Consider the following 15,398-nt stretch of genomic DNA (forward strand, 5'->3'; position numbering starts at 1 on the left):
GCGAGGACGACGATGGCCACGCTCTCGGCTGCCGACATCATCGCGCGTCTCGGCCTGCAGCCTCATCCGGAGGGCGGACATTTTCGCGAGACCTTCCGCGATCCGGCCGTCGACGCCTCCGGCCGCGCCGCATCGACCTTGATCTATTTCCTGCTCGCGCGCGGCGAGCGTTCGCATTGGCACAGGGTCGACGCGGTCGAGACCTGGCACTTCTATGCCGGTGCGCCGCTGACCTTGCGGATCGCCGCCGAAGGCCAGGCGCCGCAAACGACGACGCTGGGCATCGACCTCGCAGCCGGCCAGCAGCCGCAGGCGGTGGTGCCCGCCCATGCCTGGCAGGCCGCCGAGAGCGCCGGCGATTGGACGCTCGTCGGCTGCACGGTGGCGCCGGGCTTCATGTTCGAAGGATTCGAGCTTGCGCCGCCCGGCTGGGAGCCGGAGGTCTGAGTCAGGCGCTCGCGCCGGCGACCTTCGCGGCCGGCTCGGCGAAGCGCTGGCGCTCCTGGGCGAGGAAGCCGGAAATCGCGTCGGCCGGCATCGGCTTCGCGAAGTAGTAGCCCTGGATGTAGTCCGCGCCCAGACGTCGCAGGCTGTCGAGCTGCTCCTTGGTCTCGACACCCTCGACGACGCACGAAATTTCCATGTCGGCGCAGAGGCCGGTCAGCGACTTGATGATCTTGTGGCTGATCGGGTTGGCGTTGACGTCGCTCACGAAACTGCGGTCGACCTTGAGCTTGTCGAGCGGCAGCCGGTGGACGTGACTGAGCGACGAGTAGCCGGTGCCGAAATCGTCCAGCGAGATGCCGCAACCGATCGCCTTCAATGCCGCGATCGACTGCTCGGCGCGGGCGAAGTCGAAGGTGACGGCGGTCTCGGTGATCTCGAACTCGATGCGGCGCGGCGGCACGCCGCTGGCATGGATGACCGCCAGCAGCGGCAGGACGCCATCCGGCGAACAGATGTCGTGCGCGGAGAGATTGAACGACACGCGAATGTCGTCCGGCCAGGTCCGCGCGGCGGCGAGCGCCTTGACCAGCAGACAACGCGTCAGGCTGCGGATGACGCCGATCCGCTCGGCGGCCGGGATGAAGCTTGCGGGCGACACCGTACCCAGCTTGGGGCTGTGCCAGCGCGCCAGGACCTCGAATCCGGTGGTGCGCGAATTCGTCGCGTCCATGATCGGCTGAAACGCCAGGTCCATCTCGGCGTCGAAATCGGCCGTGCGCAACAGGTGCTCGATCACGCTGCGGCTGCGGATCTCCGCCTCGAGCTCGGTCGAGAAGATGATGGCCTGGCCGCGGGCGCGGCGCTTGGCGTGGTACAGCGCATAGTCGGCGCATTCGTACAGCGCATCCGCAACCATGGCCGAGCGCGGATACAACGCAAAGCCGGTCGAGCACGACAGGCCGGTATGGGTCGTGTCGAACTGATAGGGCAGCTTGATGAGGTCGGTGATCTGCCGTCCGAGGTTGAGCAGATCGTCGTCCGTGGGATTGCCGGCGACCACCAGTCCGAACTCGTCGCCGCCGAGCCGGGCGAGATGGACCTGGCCGCCATGGCCGGCACAGGCGTCGCGGATGCGGCGCGCGGCCTCGATCAGCACGCGGTCGCCGACCGTGTGCCCATAGGTGTCGTTGATCGGCTTGAAGCCGTCGAGATCGATGATGCCGACGGCGAGCCGCGTGCCGTCCCGGTCGGCCTCGGCGAAAGCTTGCGTGAGCTCCGAGAAGAAGCGACGGCGATTGGGCAGATCGGTCAGCGAATCCAGATTGGCGAGGCGGAAGTTTTCATCCGACAGCGCTTGCGTCGCCGCCTGCTCCGCGAGCAGCGATTTGCGGCTGGCGACGAGCGCGGCGAAATCCCGATAATAGATGAACAGCACCGTTACCATCGCGCCGGACACGAGCAGCTGATTGACCGCGATCGCCCGCAGCGCGTGAACGCCCGTGGACATGAAGAAGATGACATAGGGCACGATGACCACGAGGGTCACGATCAGGGCTGCGGAGCGCAGGTGCATCAGGCAGAAGATGATGCCGATGACCGTGACCGCCATGTAGAACGCGACCTGCCCTTTGGCGAATGGGTCGCCGTAGGGGAACAACGCGAAGGACCAGACGACGAACAGCGCCCCGATCGGGCCGGCAATCCGGTTGGTGACACGCAGGTTGCGCAGCACCTCGGCGTCGCTGCTGGCGGCCTCGCCCTGCCGCAGCCACCACAGCATGCGCGCGCCGGTAATCGTCGATAGCAACGCCGGCACCGAAATCGTGAGCCACGTCGGCGCCAGCGGCAGGAACGTGTAGGCGAGCGCCAGGCTGTTGGTGATGAGAATGAAATAGAGCAGCGGCACCTGCTTGGAGAACGCCTGGAACTGCGCGCGCGTCAGTTCGGGACTGTCGGCGGGAACGCGAAACAACTCCCCTGCGCGGGCCATGTAACGTCTCACGTCCGGCATTGCCGCCCCGTTGTCAGCACCATTTCGCAGGGACTATCGCTCAGCACGGGTAAAGGGCGGGTTAGGTGCAGACCGCGCCAAACTGTAATCGGCGGTTGTAAGCTACCGGCCGGCGTGCCGGTTTTGCGCAAGGTTAAGTGCGCAGCAAGGATAACCGGCGGATTCGGACCGCCGTGCCGAGTCCGCATGCGAGCCGGCCCCGCCTGACGTCGCTCGACCTGACGCGGTCAGCGCTTGCGCAGGAGGAACATGTCCTTGGCCGCGACCAGACCGCCGCCGGCAATCAGCAGTGCGGCCACCGCCAGGGCGGCGCTCGGCCGGGCATAGCCGGCAACGATCAGGAAAGCCGTCGACAGCAGCGGCGTCGCATAGGATGCGGCACCGAGCACGCGAATGTCTCCGCGCTTCATCCCGATGTCCCAGGCATAGAACGCGGCGCCAACCGGGCCGATGCCGAGACCGGCAACAGCGAGCCACTGCGTCGGGCCGTCGGGCCAGACCGTTCGCTCGACCGCAACATGGACCAGGGCCGCGAGCGCGGACGTCGCCATGCAGAAGCCGGCGACGGCATCGGTCGGCACCGCCTTCAGACGGCGCGAGAGCACCGAATAGATCGCCCACACGAACGCCGCGACGAAGGCGGCCGCGAGCCCCGGCAACTGGCTCGCAGCGAAGCTCGCACCGTTGCCGAGCAACAGCAGCGCGGTGCCGACAAGCCCGATCACGGCGCCGGTCACGTGATGAACCGCGAGCCGCTCCCCCGGCAGAAAGGCCGAAAATAGCACGATCAGCAGCGGCCAAAGATAGTTCAGCAGCCCGGCTTCTGCCGGCGGCGCGAAGCGCAGCGCCAGGAAGTACAGCGCGTGATAACCGAACAGCCCGCCGACGCCCACGGCCCACGCCGTCAGCGGCTGCCGCAGCACCCGTAGCCCGTCCGGTCGGCGGACCAGACTGAGCAGGCCGACCGCGCCGCCGATCGCGAAGGTCATCGCCGCAAGCTGGAAGGCGGGGATCGTGCCAGTTGCCACCGTCAACAAGGCGAGCAGCGACCACATCAGGATCGCGGTCAGACCGATCAGGGTCGCATTGCGCTGGGACATCAGGCGGCAGGCTCCGTCACGGCCGGCTCATGCCGGCCACCCACGCCTGCGTCCGTGCGGGGAGCGTCCAAGACGTGAATGCCCGCGGCGAGCGCGGGCATCAGGTTTTCCTTAACCGCAGATGGTGGCCGGAGGCAACGCCGCCGGCGAGGCTCACACCATGTACTGGCCGCCATTGACCGACAGCGTCGAACCGGTGATGGCTCCGGCCTCATCAGCGGCGAGGAACACCACGGCGCGCGCGATCTCCTCGGGCTCGCCGAGGCGCCCCACCGGAATCAGCGGCAGGATGGCTTTCTCGAGCACGTCCTTCGGCACCGCCTGCACCATCTCGGTGTTGATGTAGCCCGGGCAGATCACGTTGACGGTGACGCCGGCCTTGGCCGTCTCCAGCGCGAGCGCCTTGGTGAAGCCGATGTCGCCGGCCTTCGCCGCGGAGTAGTTGACCTGGCCGAACTGGCCCTTCTGGCCGTTGATCGAGGAGATGTTGATGATGCGGCCGAACTTGCGCGCGCGCATGCCCTCGATGACCGGGCGGGTCATGTTGAACAGCGAGCCGAGATTGGTGTTGATCACCGCGCTCCACTGCTCGAGCGTCATCTTGTGGAAGGCCGTATCACGGGTGATGCCGGCATTGTTGATCAGCACATCGATCGGACCGAGATCGGCTTCGACCTTCTTGATGCCTTCGCCACAGGCCTCGAACGAGCTGACGTCCCATTTGTAGACGGGGATCTCGGTCTCGCTCTTGAACTTCTCCGCCGCGGCATCGTTGCCGCCGTAATTCGCCGCGACCTTGTATCCAGCCGCCTTCAGCGCCTTGCTGATCGCCGCTCCGATACCGCGCGTTCCCCCCGTCACCAACGCCACACGTGCCATGTCGAATCCTTCCCTCGATGACTGATCGCACAGGACAACCTCTGGCTGTCGCCGCGCTTGCCGTTGTTATTGGATCATGAACCTCCGCGCGACGATCAACTTGCCGCACGACCGTCCATGCTCGCTCAACTCCATTTTTTTAGTGGTCGATTATGCGACGTGTTTGACGGACATCAAGAACAAAACGCCCGGCGAGATCGCCGGGCGTTGATCTTTAGTTGAGCTGGACGCGATTGCGAAGGCTGAACGGTTCGCAATCACTGCCGGGTTTTTAGTCGCGTGCAACGCACAGCGCGATGCCCATGCCGCCGCCGATGCACAGCGTGGCAAGACCCTTCTTCGCGTCGCGCTTCTGCATCTCGTGCAGCAGAGTCACGAGCACGCGCGCCCCGGACGCACCGATCGGATGGCCGATCGCGATCGCGCCGCCGTTGACGTTGACCTTGGCCGGATCCCAGCCGAGATCCTTGTTCACCGCGCAAGCCTGCGCGGCGAACGCCTCGTTCGCTTCGATCAGGTCGAGGTCGGCGATGTTCCAGCCGGCCTTCTTCAGCGCCGAACGCGACGCCGGGATCGGGCCGGTGCCCATGATCTTCGGGTCGACGCCGGCCTGGCCCCAGGACACGATCCGCGCCAGCGGGGTCTTGCCCTCCTTGGCCGCCTGCTTGGCGGTCATCAGCACCACGGCAGCCGCGCCGTCATTGATGCCCGACGCGTTGCCGGCGGTGACCGTGCCGTCCTTCTCGAACGCCGCACGCAGCTTGGCCATGGCCTCGATCGTCGCGCCATGACGCGGATATTCATCGGTGTCGACCACGGTGTCACCCTTGCGGCTCTTGACCGTCACGGGCGCGATCTCGTCCTTGAACCTGCCGGCCTTCTGAGCCGCCTCGGCCTTGTTCTGCGATGCAACCGCGAACTCGTCCTGCTGCGCGCGCGTGATCTGATATTGCTTCGCAACGTTCTCGGCGGTGTTGCCCATGTGATAGCCGTTGAAGGCGTCCCACAGGCCGTCCTTGATCATCGTGTCGACCAGATCGAGCGAGCCCATCTTCACGCCGGCGCGCAGATATTGCGCATGCGCCGCCATGCTCATCGACTCCTGGCCGCCGGCGACCACGACGTCGGAGTCACCATTGACGAGCGCCTGGTAGCCGAGCGCAACGGAGCGCAGGCCGGAGCCGCACAGTTGGTTGATGCCCCAGGCCGGGCTCTCGACTGGAATGCCGGCGGCGATCGAAGCCTGGCGCGCCGGGTTCTGGCCCTGCGCCGCAGTCAGGATCTGGCCCATAATGACCTCCGAGACGCGGCCCGGCTCGACGCCGGCGCGCTCCAGCGCGGCCTTGATGGCCACCGCCCCCAATTCGTGAGCCGGGACACTGGCGAAGGCACCGTTGAAACTTCCAACCGCGGTGCGGGCGGCGCTGACGATGACGACATCGTCTGACATGAGCATCTCCTGGGGTTCTTGATCTTGGACGTGAAAGCGAGGGCTTGAGACTCGAGGGTATTTGAAATGAAAATGATCTTTTCAGTTCACGGTCGTGCCGGCCCTCCGCAAGCCCCGGATTGGCGAGTGCGCAACCTTCGTCCTTCATCCTGTTAACGTCGTTGCGACATGTCAATTGGCGGCATCAGCAATTCCTGCTGCAGCGCATTCAAATTGGGATGCTTGGCCGTTTCGTGAGCAAGATTTCTGCTGCGGGATTAACCGTTCCGCACAAAACCGTAGCCGAACTCGCTCGAAAGTGATTACGTTATTGCATTGCGTAGCTCTTCGCCCTGCGGCGACGCCGCCGGGTTCCCTGTTCTCGGTTTGCATGTGTGAGCTCATGGCGAAATCTGACCAACCCACCACAATCAAGAAATACGCGAACCGGCGGCTCTACAATACCGGGACGAGTACCTACGTGACCCTCGAAGATCTGGCCTCGATGGTTAAGAACGGGGAGGATTTCCTGGTCTACGACGCCAAGACTGGCGACGACATCACGCGCTCGGTCCTCGCCCAGATCATCTTCGAGCAGGAGAACAAGGCCGGCCAGAACCTGCTGCCGACCACGTTCCTGCGCCAGCTGATCCGCTTCTACGGCGACAGCATGCAGATGGTGGTGCCAAAGTACCTTGAGCAGTCGATCGATACCCTGACCCGGGAACAGGAGAAGTTCCGCAAGCAGATCGCCGACACCTTCAGCGGGACGCCATTCGCGCCGCTCGAGGAGCAGGTGCGCCGCAACATGGAGCTGTTCCAGCAGACGTTCTCGATGTTCAAGCCGTTCACGCCGCCGGTGCGCGCCGACGAGAAGGCCGCCGAGCCGGCCCCGGCCGCCGACGACAACATCGACGAGCTGCGCCGTCAGATGAAGGAAATGCAGGACCGGCTCGATCGCATGTCGGAGCCGAAGAAGGACGAGCAGCAAGGCTGACGCCGAAGGGCCGGCGGCTGATCAACCCGCCGCCGGCAGCTCCACCCTGCCGTTACCGATCCACGGCCGATCGACCGAGGCGAGGCCAATCACCCGGCCCTGGATGTAATCGCAGCCCCAGTCGCGCAGCAGCGCGACCGACGCCTCGTCCTGCACCCATTCCGCGACCGTCTTGATCTGCAGCCGTCGCGCCAGCTCGACCAGCGTCTGCACGAAGGCGCGGTCGTCAGCCGAGCGCACGAGGTTCTGCACGAAGGCGCCGTCGATCTTGACGATGTCGACGCCGAGCTTGCGCAGATTGCGGAACGAGGTGTGCCCGGCGCCGAAATCATCGATGGCGATTCGGCTGCCGAGATCTTTCAGCCGCGTCACGAAGCCGCGGAGATCGTCGACGTCCTGGATCTCGACCGTCTCGGTGATCTCGACGATCAGCCGTTCGGCGACCCCAGGATGGGCGCGCATCATGGACTCGATCGAGGCCCACCAGTCCGGATCCATGGTGGTCTCAGGCGAGATGTTGAGGCTCAGGGTGACGTCGGGCGTGCTCGCGAGCTCCGCCACCACCAGCTCCAGAATGCGGTGATCGACCAGACGGATCAAACCGAGCCGTTCGGCGACTGGGACGACGTCCGGCGCCAGCAAGGCCCGGCCGTCATCCTGGCGCATCCGCACCAGGCATTCATAGAAGGCGGGCGCAAGCGTGTTGGCATTCACCACGGGCTCGAACGCTGTGACGATGCGCCGCTCATTGAGCGCGGTCACGATCTCGTCGGTGACGCGGATGTTGACCTTGCGCTGTGCGTCGCGCTCCACGTTCGGCCGCCAGGTCGAGAACGATCCGATGCGGCGGCGCTTGGCGGCGTCGAGCGTCTCATGGGCGCGGTTGACCGCTTCCTCGACCGAGCGGGCGTGACGGGGAACGCTCACGGCGCCGATCGTCGCGGTGACGGCGACCGGACCTGACTTGGTCGGCACCACCTCGTCGCGCACGGTCGCGAGAAAGCGCTCGGCCGCGGTGGTCATGTCGTCCATCGTGCAGTTCTTCAGGATCAGCCCGAACTTGTTGCCCGAGAACCGCCCGAGCGTGTCGCCACCGCGGAGCCGGCCCCGGATGCGCTGGGCGATCTCCAGCACGACGCCGTCGGCGACGTCGAAGCCGAAGGCGTCGTTGATGCGCGCGAGATGATCGATGCCGACCAGCATGAAGGCGCAGGAGAAGCGGAACCGCTGCGACTCCTCGATCACCTCGGCAAGCGTCGCCAGCAGATGCGTTCGGTTCAGCTCGCCGGTCAGCGGATCGTGCCGTGACAGCTTGAGCAGCTGCTCCTCGCGGGCGTGGCGCTCGTTGTTGATCCGCACGATGCCCTGGGCACGCAAGGGCCGCCCATCGGGGCCGGCGAACCAGCAGCCGGCCTCCTCGACCCAGATCAATGGCGCACCGGCGTGGGTGCGCACGCCATATTCGATCCGGTACGGCGTGCCGGCGGCGCCATGCAGCGGCGCCGCCTGGTGCAGGATCTCGGAGCGGATGCTGCGGTCCGGCTCGATGAGCTTGCTGAATTCGGCGCCGTTGCAGAGTTGCGGCAGCGGAACGTCGGCAAACACCGCCCCGACGTGATCGCTCCAGACGATCACGTCGCTCGCCAGATCCCAGACAAAGGCAGCTTGGCCCAGGGACGCCAGGATCATCGCGGTCTGTGGCAATTCGGATGTCAAGGTCGCCTCGTTTCGGCACAGGCCGGCAGGACCGGCGCTGATTTGGGAACGGCCAGCGCGCATCCGCGCGAGCGGCGGCGGCCGAGTTCGCGAATCAGACTACGCATCTCTGGTTAACGGAGAGCATGCCGAGGCGACGAGCGCGTGTCCGAGACGCGTCAACCATGTTTGGAACATGCAGCGCTCCAGAGCGCTTGGAACGGCATTGCTCTTGCGAGATCGAGGAGCGAAAGGCTCCGGCGTCCCAGAACGCGACAATCGCGCCGGCGGTGGTTGGACAATGTTAACGATTGATCAGGACGGCGATCGCCTGGATGGGTCGGAGGAGACCTCCCGCTCCGTGACGCTGCTGCCGAGCGATGCGAGCCATGACCTTCGCGCGCGGATCGTTCGCGCAGCACGCCCCGACGCCGGCTTCGTGACCCATCTGATCGCGACCGCCGAGCAGCTGCCGCAAACCCGCACGCTCAGGCGCGCGGCGGTTGCCGACGTCCACAGTGCCTATGCGGCGAGGCTTCAGCCGGTCACGCGTGCCGGCGGCCGGACCCGAGAAATGATCTGAGCGGCACGCTCCTGCGCCTCAGGGCTTCGGCGCGTCGGGTTTGGGCGGCTCTGGAGCGCCCGGAGAGGCGGTCTCGGTCTCCTTTGCCTCCGCGACCCAGCCGGTCGTCGGAGCGGGAGCCGGCCGGGGGACCGAGCGGTCGAGCAGCACGGACTCGGCGACCGAAGCAGCAGCCGGCACGGCATCGATCGGCTCTTCAACGACGGGCGCGGCAGCATCCGCCTTCTGAACCTCCGCCGGCTCAACCTCCGCCTTGGCCGGTTCTTTGACCGATTCTCTGGCCGGCTCCTCGATCGGCTGAGGTTCCGGATCAGGCACGGTCGCTTCGGCCGGCGCCGGCATGGAAGCGGGAGCTGCGACGACTGAGCGGGCGGCGCGCTTGGTGCGCAGCGAGACTCCGCCGAAGAAATCGACCATCGCCAGCAGGGTCAGCAGCAGGAAAGTCGAATTCCCGAACTTCTGCCACATCGCGAATTCCGCCGCGGCGCCGCCGAAGACCAGCAGGGACAGCAGATGATCGGTCAGATATTTCCCGTTTGGCTTCGCCGCCTTGATGATTTCGAGCAGCAGAAGCAGCACGCCCAGGGCCAGCAGCATGTCGCCGAGCGAGATCGTCCAGACCTCGCCGGACGGAAGCTGAAGGCGCAGCAGCGTCTCGCTGAACGCGACCCCCGGCATCAGGAAGACGATCATGTTGTAGATCGCCAGCGGGATCAGCAGCAGCGGGAAACCGACCATGGACATCGGTTGAAGCCTTGGATGGCGCGGGCGGCGGCCCGGCGCAAAATCAATCGGTGCGAAGATGATGACAGCGAGACGGGATCACGCGACATAGATACGCAACGGTCCCGGCGAATCACGTCGCACGGGACCGCTTTCAACCCCATCGATGGCCGAATTCGGGCAGCTTGGAAAGCGGCCCGCGCGGACAATCAGGCGTCTTTCTTCTTCAGGACCTGGCGGCCCTTGTACATGCCGGTCTTCAGGTCCAGGTGGTGCGGACGACGCAGCTCGCCGGAATCCTTGTCCTCGACATAGGTCGGCTTCTTGATGGCGTCAGCCGAGCGGCGCATGCCGCGGCGCGACGGCGAAGTTTTTCTTCTGGGGACGGCCATATCGGTATCCTCTAGGGTATTTTTGCAAGGCATCGTCCGCAAAGGACGGCTGCAGCCATGAAGCTGGCGAGCCCGGATGCCGATCAAGGCCGCGCTTATAGAGGAAGGGGTGCGGCATGGCTAGGGCTCTCCGAGGCATTTTTGGCCAAAATTGCGCCCGCTCGGACCTCACCGCCGCTCCCCCCAGCAAGCCTGCAGGCTGGAGGCCTGGGCCCGCACCATGTAGGTCGCCGACAGCCGCCGCACACCCGGCCCCGGGGCCCGGGCGCTGCGCCGGACGGGGTTCGGCAGGATCGAGGCCATCAGCGCCGCCTCGCGCGGCCCTAAGCCAGCTGCCGAGCGGTTGAACGCGTAATTGGCGCCCGCCTCCACCCCGAATTGGCCGCTGGGACCGAGCTCGGCGATGTTGAGGTAGATTTCGAGGATGCGCCGCTTGCCGAGGACGAGGTCGATCCACAGCGCCAGCGGCAGTTCCAGCGCCTTGCGAACATAGCTGCGGCCCTGCCACAGGAACAGGTTCTTGGCGACCTGCTGGGTGATGGTCGAGCCGCCCCGCGAGACCTCGCCGTCCTCGGCATCGTCCATGACCTCGCGCAGCGCGCCCCAGTCGATGCCGTGATGGCTGCAGAATTTGGCATCCTCCGCGGCCACCACCGAGCGCGGCAAATACGGCGACATCGCCGAGAGGTCGATCCAGTGCCGCGTCACCGGCTGCCCCGTCACCGACCGCCACAGCATCAGGGTCGAGACGGGGTGACCCACGGCATAGAACGGCGTCAGCGCATAGGGCACGAGCAGCACCAGCACGGCGATCACGAGGATGGTTCTGACGGTACGCAAGGGCAGGCGTCGCTCGGTTGGGGCCGCCGCGGGGGCGGACAATTGGCCGGGATTATCCGACATCTCGATGTGGTTTCCTGCTTTTTTCCGCCGTTGCGGCCGAAAGCCGCCACCGCTCCGGCAATTGACGAAGTCGCCGCCATCAACGATTGTCCGGCGAATTTTGCCCCTGGAGCTCTTGTTAAATGACTGCGACGGCCCTCACCGACTTCACCCAACGCCTGGACAAGACCGCGGAAGAGACCGAAGCCTTGCTCGGCGAGCTCCTCGGCGATGCGCCGCTGGCGGACGAGATCATCAGGCCGAAGCGGCTGATCGAGTCGATGCGCTATTCGAGCCTGAACGGCGGCAAGCGGCTGCGCCCGTTCCTGGTGGTCGAGAGCGCCGCCGTGTTCGGCGTCCCGCGCAAGGGCGCGCTGCTGACCGGCGCGGCGCTCGAATGCATCCACTGCTACTCGCTCATCCACGACGATCTGCCGGCGATGGACAATTCCGACCTGCGGCGCGGGCGTCCGACCCTGCACAAGGTCTATGACGACGCCACCGCGATCCTGGCCGGCGACGCACTGCTGACCATCGCCTTCGACATCATCACCCGCGACGAGATCCATCCCGATGCCGGCGTCCGCCTCGCTTTGACCCGGGCGCTGGCCCGCTGCGCCGGTGTCGGCGGCATGGCCGGCGGCCAGATCCTCGACCTCGCCGGCGAGGGCCGGTTCGGCGACAGTGGCCCGGTCGACGTCGCCCGCGTCCAGCAGATGAAGACCGGCGCCCTGCTCCGCTTCGGCTGCATCGCCGGCGCCCTGCTCGGCCAGGCCTCGGCGGCCGAGTACCAGGCGCTCGACGACTACGGCCGCGCTCTCGGCGAAGCCTTCCAGATCGCCGACGACCTGCTCGACGTCGAGGGCGATGCCGCCACCCTCGGCAAGCCAGCCGGTGCCGACGCCGAGCTCGGCAAGACCACCTTCGTCACCCAGCTCGGCGTCGAGGGCGCCAGGCAGCGCGTCCGCGACCTGCTCGCCCGCGGCGATGCCGCGCTATCGGTCTTCGGCGCCAAGGGCGACGTGCTGCGGGCCGCCGCGCACTTCGTCGCCGAACGCAAGAGCTGAGGCGAGGCATTGGGCGGAGTCCATCCCGACGATCCGGACCTCGCCCGCTTCACGCGGCTGCCGGCTGCGCTGCGCGTCATCTATGCGCGGCCGCGCACCTTCATATCGCTGGGCCTCGCGATCGTTGCGTTCTTCCTGCTGCCACCGGCACTCCGCCTGATCACGCGGCTCCTGATCAGCTGGGACATCTTCACCGCGCTCTACCTCGTGCTGGTCGCGGCGATGATGCTGCGCAGCGAGCATCATCACATCCGCCGCAAGGCGGTCATGCAGGACGACGGCCGTTTCGTGATCCTGCTGGTCACGGCGCTCGGCGCCTTCGCCAGCATCGCTGCGATCGTGCTCGAGCTCGGCGCTTCCAAGCGCGACGCTCCGGCGCTGACGCTGGCGCTGCTCACCGTCTCGCTGTCCTGGGCCGCGGTGCATGCGACCTTCGCCCTGCACTACGCCCATGACTACTACCGCGGCGCCAAGCCCGGCGGCCTGCAATTCCCGAGCGGCGACACGGACGAGCACGCCGACTACTGGGACTTCGTCTACTTCTCCTTCATCATCGGCATGACCGCCCAGGTCTCCGACGTCGGCATCACCGACAAGATCATCCGCCGCACCGCGACCGTGCACGGCATCATCTCGTTCGTCTACAACACCGCGCTGGTCGCCCTGATGGTCAACATCGCCGCCAGCGTAATCTCGTCCTGATCAGTTGCACACCTCGACGCTGGCATTATTGGCCGGGCCGCCGCCGCCGCGATATTCCAGCCGGCAGCCGGGCCTGACGGCGCGGCACAGATAGGCGTCGCAATAGATCTGCCCGCCCGACTTCGGCCGGGCGGCTTGCGTCTGCGGCTTGGTGTAGCCCGGGGCCGTCCCGACGCCGAGACCGCCACCACCTCCGATCCCAACCCCGACGCCCGCACCGGGAGCCGGCATCGGCAGGCCGGCCTCCGGCGCCGCACGGGCGCGGCGGCGCGACGGCACATCTTCGTCGCTGCCATCGCGCTTGGCGACCGGCTTCCTGTCGCGCCGCTTCTCGCATTCATTGTCGTCGTTGACGAACGAACCCTCGGCGCAAACAATGCGGGCGCAGCGGTCGCCGTCCGGCTTGGTGCCATGCTGGCAGACCAGCGGGCAGACGCGCGCCTGCTTGAGCTTGATCGCCTGCAGCGCATCGGCCGAGGCGGCCTGGGTATCGAGCTTGGTGCCGGCATAGCGGTTGAACTGCGACAGCGAGCGGCGCGAGGCCGAGCCCCAGTCGCCATCGGCATCCTCGGTGAGGCAGCCGACGCGGCGCAGCTCGAGCTGCACCGACTTGGCGAGATCGGCGGGCTGCGCGGCCGGGGTGAGCGAGGCCACCTGGCCCTGCTGCGGTGCTGCGGGCGTGGGCGCGCCGGGCGAGGTCGCCGCCCGCGGATTGTCGACCGCAGCGAGCTGCTGCTCACCGCGCTTCTTCTCGGCGTCGGCCGCCTGCTGCTGCGCGACCTGATTAGCCTTCTCAGCGACAATCCGAGCCTGCTCCGCCGCCCTGGCCTCGGCCTCCGCCTTGGCGAGCGTCTCCTTGCGCGCGCCCTCGGCGGCGAGCCGCGCCCGCTCGGCCTCAGTGGCGCGGGCCTTTTCGGAAGCTGCGGCGCGATTCTCCTCGGCGGCGAGCTTGTCGAGCTGCAACTTGGCGAGGCTGGCGTAGAATCCGTCGGGATATTGCGCCAGGAAGGCGTTCAGCGCGCCCTTGTTGCCGACCTGCATCGCGAGCTCGTAATCGCGCCGGATGTCGGCCTGCGGGCTCGGCGGCGGCGTCACCGGCATCTGCGTGACGACGCGCGGCACGCCAGGGACCAGCGGCACGTCCTCGCCGCCGAGCGAGCCGTACACGAACGGCTCCTGGCGGTTGGCGGTCGCTTTCAGCACCTCGTCGCGGACGAAGCCGAACGCCTTGCGGACGTCGAGGCCGGGGGTCGCGATGTGCCGCGACAGCGCCAGGGTGAACGGCGAGTTCTTGCCGTCGCCGTCCTGCGCGGTCGAGCCGGCCTTGGCGGAATAGGCGATCAGCGTATTCGGGCTGGTCGGCTCGACCTTGGCGAGGCCGCGGCCGAGGCTGCGGGTCGCCACCGTCCGCTGCATGTTGCGCGTGAACGGGTTGTCGCGGCAGGCGTCGAGAATGACCAGGCGCAGCTTCTTCGCCGGCTCGACGGCGACCAGAATACGGTCGAGCGACAGCGTCTCGTCATAAACGTCGGTGTCACGCTCGAGCCGGGCGTCGATCGGGATCAGATAGTTCGCCCCTTCGACCTCCATGCCGTGGCCGGCGTAGTAGACCACCGCAATATCGGCATCGCGGGCGGCGTCGGCGAAATCGCGCAAGGCCCGCCTGGTCTCCCGTGCGGTCAGATCGCGCCGGTAATCGACGACATCGAAGCCCGCGCTCTTGAAGGTCGCCGTCATCACCGCGCCGTCATTGGCGGGGTTCGTCAGTTGCGGCACGTTCTGATAGGCGGAATTGCCGATGACGAGCGCCACCCGCTTGTCGGCGAGCGCGGGGTGGCCGACCAGCAGCAGCGCTCCCGCCAGGATGTAACCGCCCAATCGAAGTGACCAAGACATCGTACCTACCCCATACCGCTGGGAGACCTGCTGGGACCTGCCTATCAGAGTGCAGCCCATTGGGCTTGTGACCGGGATCACGCAGATTTATTCCCGATCGACCTGGCCTCGGCCATTATAGTCTGTCGCTGGCGCAATGGCGCCAGTTCATGCCTTGCCAAGCGCCGTTTTGCATCGAGAATGCGATCCTTGTTTGTCCAGGTTCCCAGGGAGTTGGCCGTGAGCACAGACCGTTCCACCGTCGAGGCCGTCGTTCAGGGCTATTTCGATGCGCTCTACGAGGGCGACGCCGACAAGCTCGGTGCCGTGTTCCACCCCACCGCCGACCTGCGCTGGGTCGAGAATGGCGAGCTCAAGATCCTGACCGTGCCGGACTGGCTGGCCTGGGTGCGCAAGCGCCCATCGGCCAAGGCTGAGGGCAAGCCGCGCGAGGACTTCATCGTCACCATCGATCGTTCGGACGACAAGACGGCCTTCATCAAGGTGCGCTGCCAGCTGCCGCCGCGCTATTTCACCGACTATCTCGTGGCGATGAAACTGAAGGACGGCTGGCAGATCGTGTCGAAGTCCTACCGCTACGACCTCCGGGATTGAC

The 15,398-nt window shown here is 66.5% G+C and carries 15 protein-coding genes; 6 read left to right on the top strand and 9 right to left on the bottom strand.

Annotated elements, in window-relative coordinates; all coding sequences use genetic code 11:
* The first annotated feature begins 12 nt into the window (after window positions 1–12).
* Window positions 13–447, top strand: coding sequence for a cupin domain-containing protein (locus ACQR1E_RS06570; protein ID WP_315715181.1), 435 nt, complete (start codon window positions 13–15; stop codon window positions 445–447).
* A 1-nt stretch (window position 448) separates the two neighbouring features.
* Here the strand turns inward: ACQR1E_RS06570 and ACQR1E_RS06575 are convergent, their stop codons facing one another.
* The 4 genes from ACQR1E_RS06575 to ACQR1E_RS06590 all read right to left on the bottom strand — a co-directional run bounded on the left by ACQR1E_RS06575 (window position 449) and on the right by ACQR1E_RS06590 (window position 5,887).
* A complete protein-coding gene (locus tag ACQR1E_RS06575) occupies window positions 449–2,458 on the bottom strand; it encodes a putative bifunctional diguanylate cyclase/phosphodiesterase (RefSeq protein WP_315715180.1) in 2,010 nt (669 codons plus the stop codon).
* A 227-nt stretch (window positions 2,459–2,685) separates the two neighbouring features.
* Window positions 2,686–3,558 (bottom strand): aromatic amino acid exporter YddG, encoded by an 873-nt coding sequence (gene yddG / locus ACQR1E_RS06580; RefSeq protein ID WP_315715179.1) that lies wholly within the window; start codon window positions 3,556–3,558, stop codon window positions 2,686–2,688.
* A gap of 153 nt (window positions 3,559–3,711) precedes the next feature.
* Window positions 3,712–4,437 carry a beta-ketoacyl-ACP reductase gene (locus ACQR1E_RS06585; protein ID WP_315825544.1) on the bottom strand — a complete coding sequence of 242 codons (726 nt, stop codon included), beginning with the start codon at window positions 4,435–4,437 and terminating at the stop codon, window positions 3,712–3,714.
* A 271-nt stretch (window positions 4,438–4,708) separates the two neighbouring features.
* Window positions 4,709–5,887, bottom strand: a complete 1,179-nt coding sequence (locus tag ACQR1E_RS06590) for an acetyl-CoA C-acetyltransferase (protein ID WP_315825545.1) — start codon at window positions 5,885–5,887, stop codon at window positions 4,709–4,711.
* A 382-nt stretch (window positions 5,888–6,269) separates the two neighbouring features.
* Here ACQR1E_RS06590 and phaR point away from each other — a divergent pair, with 382 nt between their 5' ends.
* Window positions 6,270–6,863: a polyhydroxyalkanoate synthesis repressor PhaR gene (phaR, locus tag ACQR1E_RS06595; protein ID WP_315715176.1), complete on the top strand. Its 594-nt coding sequence runs from the start codon at window positions 6,270–6,272 to the stop codon at window positions 6,861–6,863.
* Window positions 6,864–6,884: 21 nt separating this feature from the next.
* Here phaR and ACQR1E_RS06600 read toward each other — a convergent pair whose 3' ends face one another.
* Window positions 6,885–8,552, bottom strand: a complete 1,668-nt coding sequence (locus ACQR1E_RS06600; protein ID WP_315825820.1) for an EAL domain-containing protein — start codon at window positions 8,550–8,552, stop codon at window positions 6,885–6,887.
* Between the two features lie 367 nt (window positions 8,553–8,919).
* Between ACQR1E_RS06600 and ACQR1E_RS06605 the strand changes: the two genes are divergently transcribed.
* Window positions 8,920–9,141, top strand: a complete 222-nt coding sequence (locus ACQR1E_RS06605) for a hypothetical protein (protein WP_315715175.1) — start codon at window positions 8,920–8,922, stop codon at window positions 9,139–9,141.
* 18 nt (window positions 9,142–9,159) lie between these two features.
* Here the strand turns inward: ACQR1E_RS06605 and ACQR1E_RS06610 are convergent, their stop codons facing one another.
* The 3 genes from ACQR1E_RS06610 to ACQR1E_RS06620 form a co-directional block, all read right to left on the bottom strand.
* Window positions 9,160–9,885 carry a hypothetical protein gene (locus ACQR1E_RS06610; protein ID WP_316191468.1) on the bottom strand — a complete coding sequence of 242 codons (726 nt, stop codon included), beginning with the start codon at window positions 9,883–9,885 and terminating at the stop codon, window positions 9,160–9,162.
* Between the two features lie 188 nt (window positions 9,886–10,073).
* Window positions 10,074–10,256 carry a 50S ribosomal protein L32 gene (gene rpmF / locus ACQR1E_RS06615; protein ID WP_006610266.1) on the bottom strand — a complete coding sequence of 61 codons (183 nt, stop codon included), beginning with the start codon at window positions 10,254–10,256 and terminating at the stop codon, window positions 10,074–10,076.
* Between the two features lie 168 nt (window positions 10,257–10,424).
* Complete coding sequence (locus ACQR1E_RS06620) at window positions 10,425–11,096, bottom strand: transglycosylase domain-containing protein (RefSeq protein WP_315751924.1); 672 nt, start codon at window positions 11,094–11,096, stop codon at window positions 10,425–10,427.
* A gap of 185 nt (window positions 11,097–11,281) precedes the next feature.
* Between ACQR1E_RS06620 and ACQR1E_RS06625 the strand changes: the two genes are divergently transcribed.
* Entirely contained in the window at window positions 11,282–12,205 is a 924-nt protein-coding gene (locus ACQR1E_RS06625; RefSeq protein WP_315751923.1) for a polyprenyl synthetase family protein, read from the top strand.
* Between the two features lie 9 nt (window positions 12,206–12,214).
* Window positions 12,215–12,907, top strand: a complete 693-nt coding sequence (locus ACQR1E_RS06630) for a DUF1345 domain-containing protein (RefSeq protein ID WP_316193271.1) — start codon at window positions 12,215–12,217, stop codon at window positions 12,905–12,907.
* On the opposite strand, the gene ACQR1E_RS06635 is transcribed toward ACQR1E_RS06630, so the two are convergent.
* Window positions 12,908–14,803, bottom strand: coding sequence for a caspase family protein (locus tag ACQR1E_RS06635; RefSeq protein ID WP_434896835.1), 1,896 nt, complete (start codon window positions 14,801–14,803; stop codon window positions 12,908–12,910).
* A 219-nt stretch (window positions 14,804–15,022) separates the two neighbouring features.
* On the opposite strand from ACQR1E_RS06635, the gene ACQR1E_RS06640 reads away from it, so the two are divergent.
* On the top strand, window positions 15,023–15,397 hold the full coding sequence (locus tag ACQR1E_RS06640) for a nuclear transport factor 2 family protein (RefSeq protein ID WP_315756871.1): 375 nt from the start codon (window positions 15,023–15,025) through the stop codon (window positions 15,395–15,397).
* Window position 15,398: the final 1 nt, after the last annotated feature.

Source organism: Bradyrhizobium sp. HKCCYLRH1030, assembly GCF_051168395.1.
GTDB lineage: Bacteria > Pseudomonadota > Alphaproteobacteria > Rhizobiales > Xanthobacteraceae > Bradyrhizobium.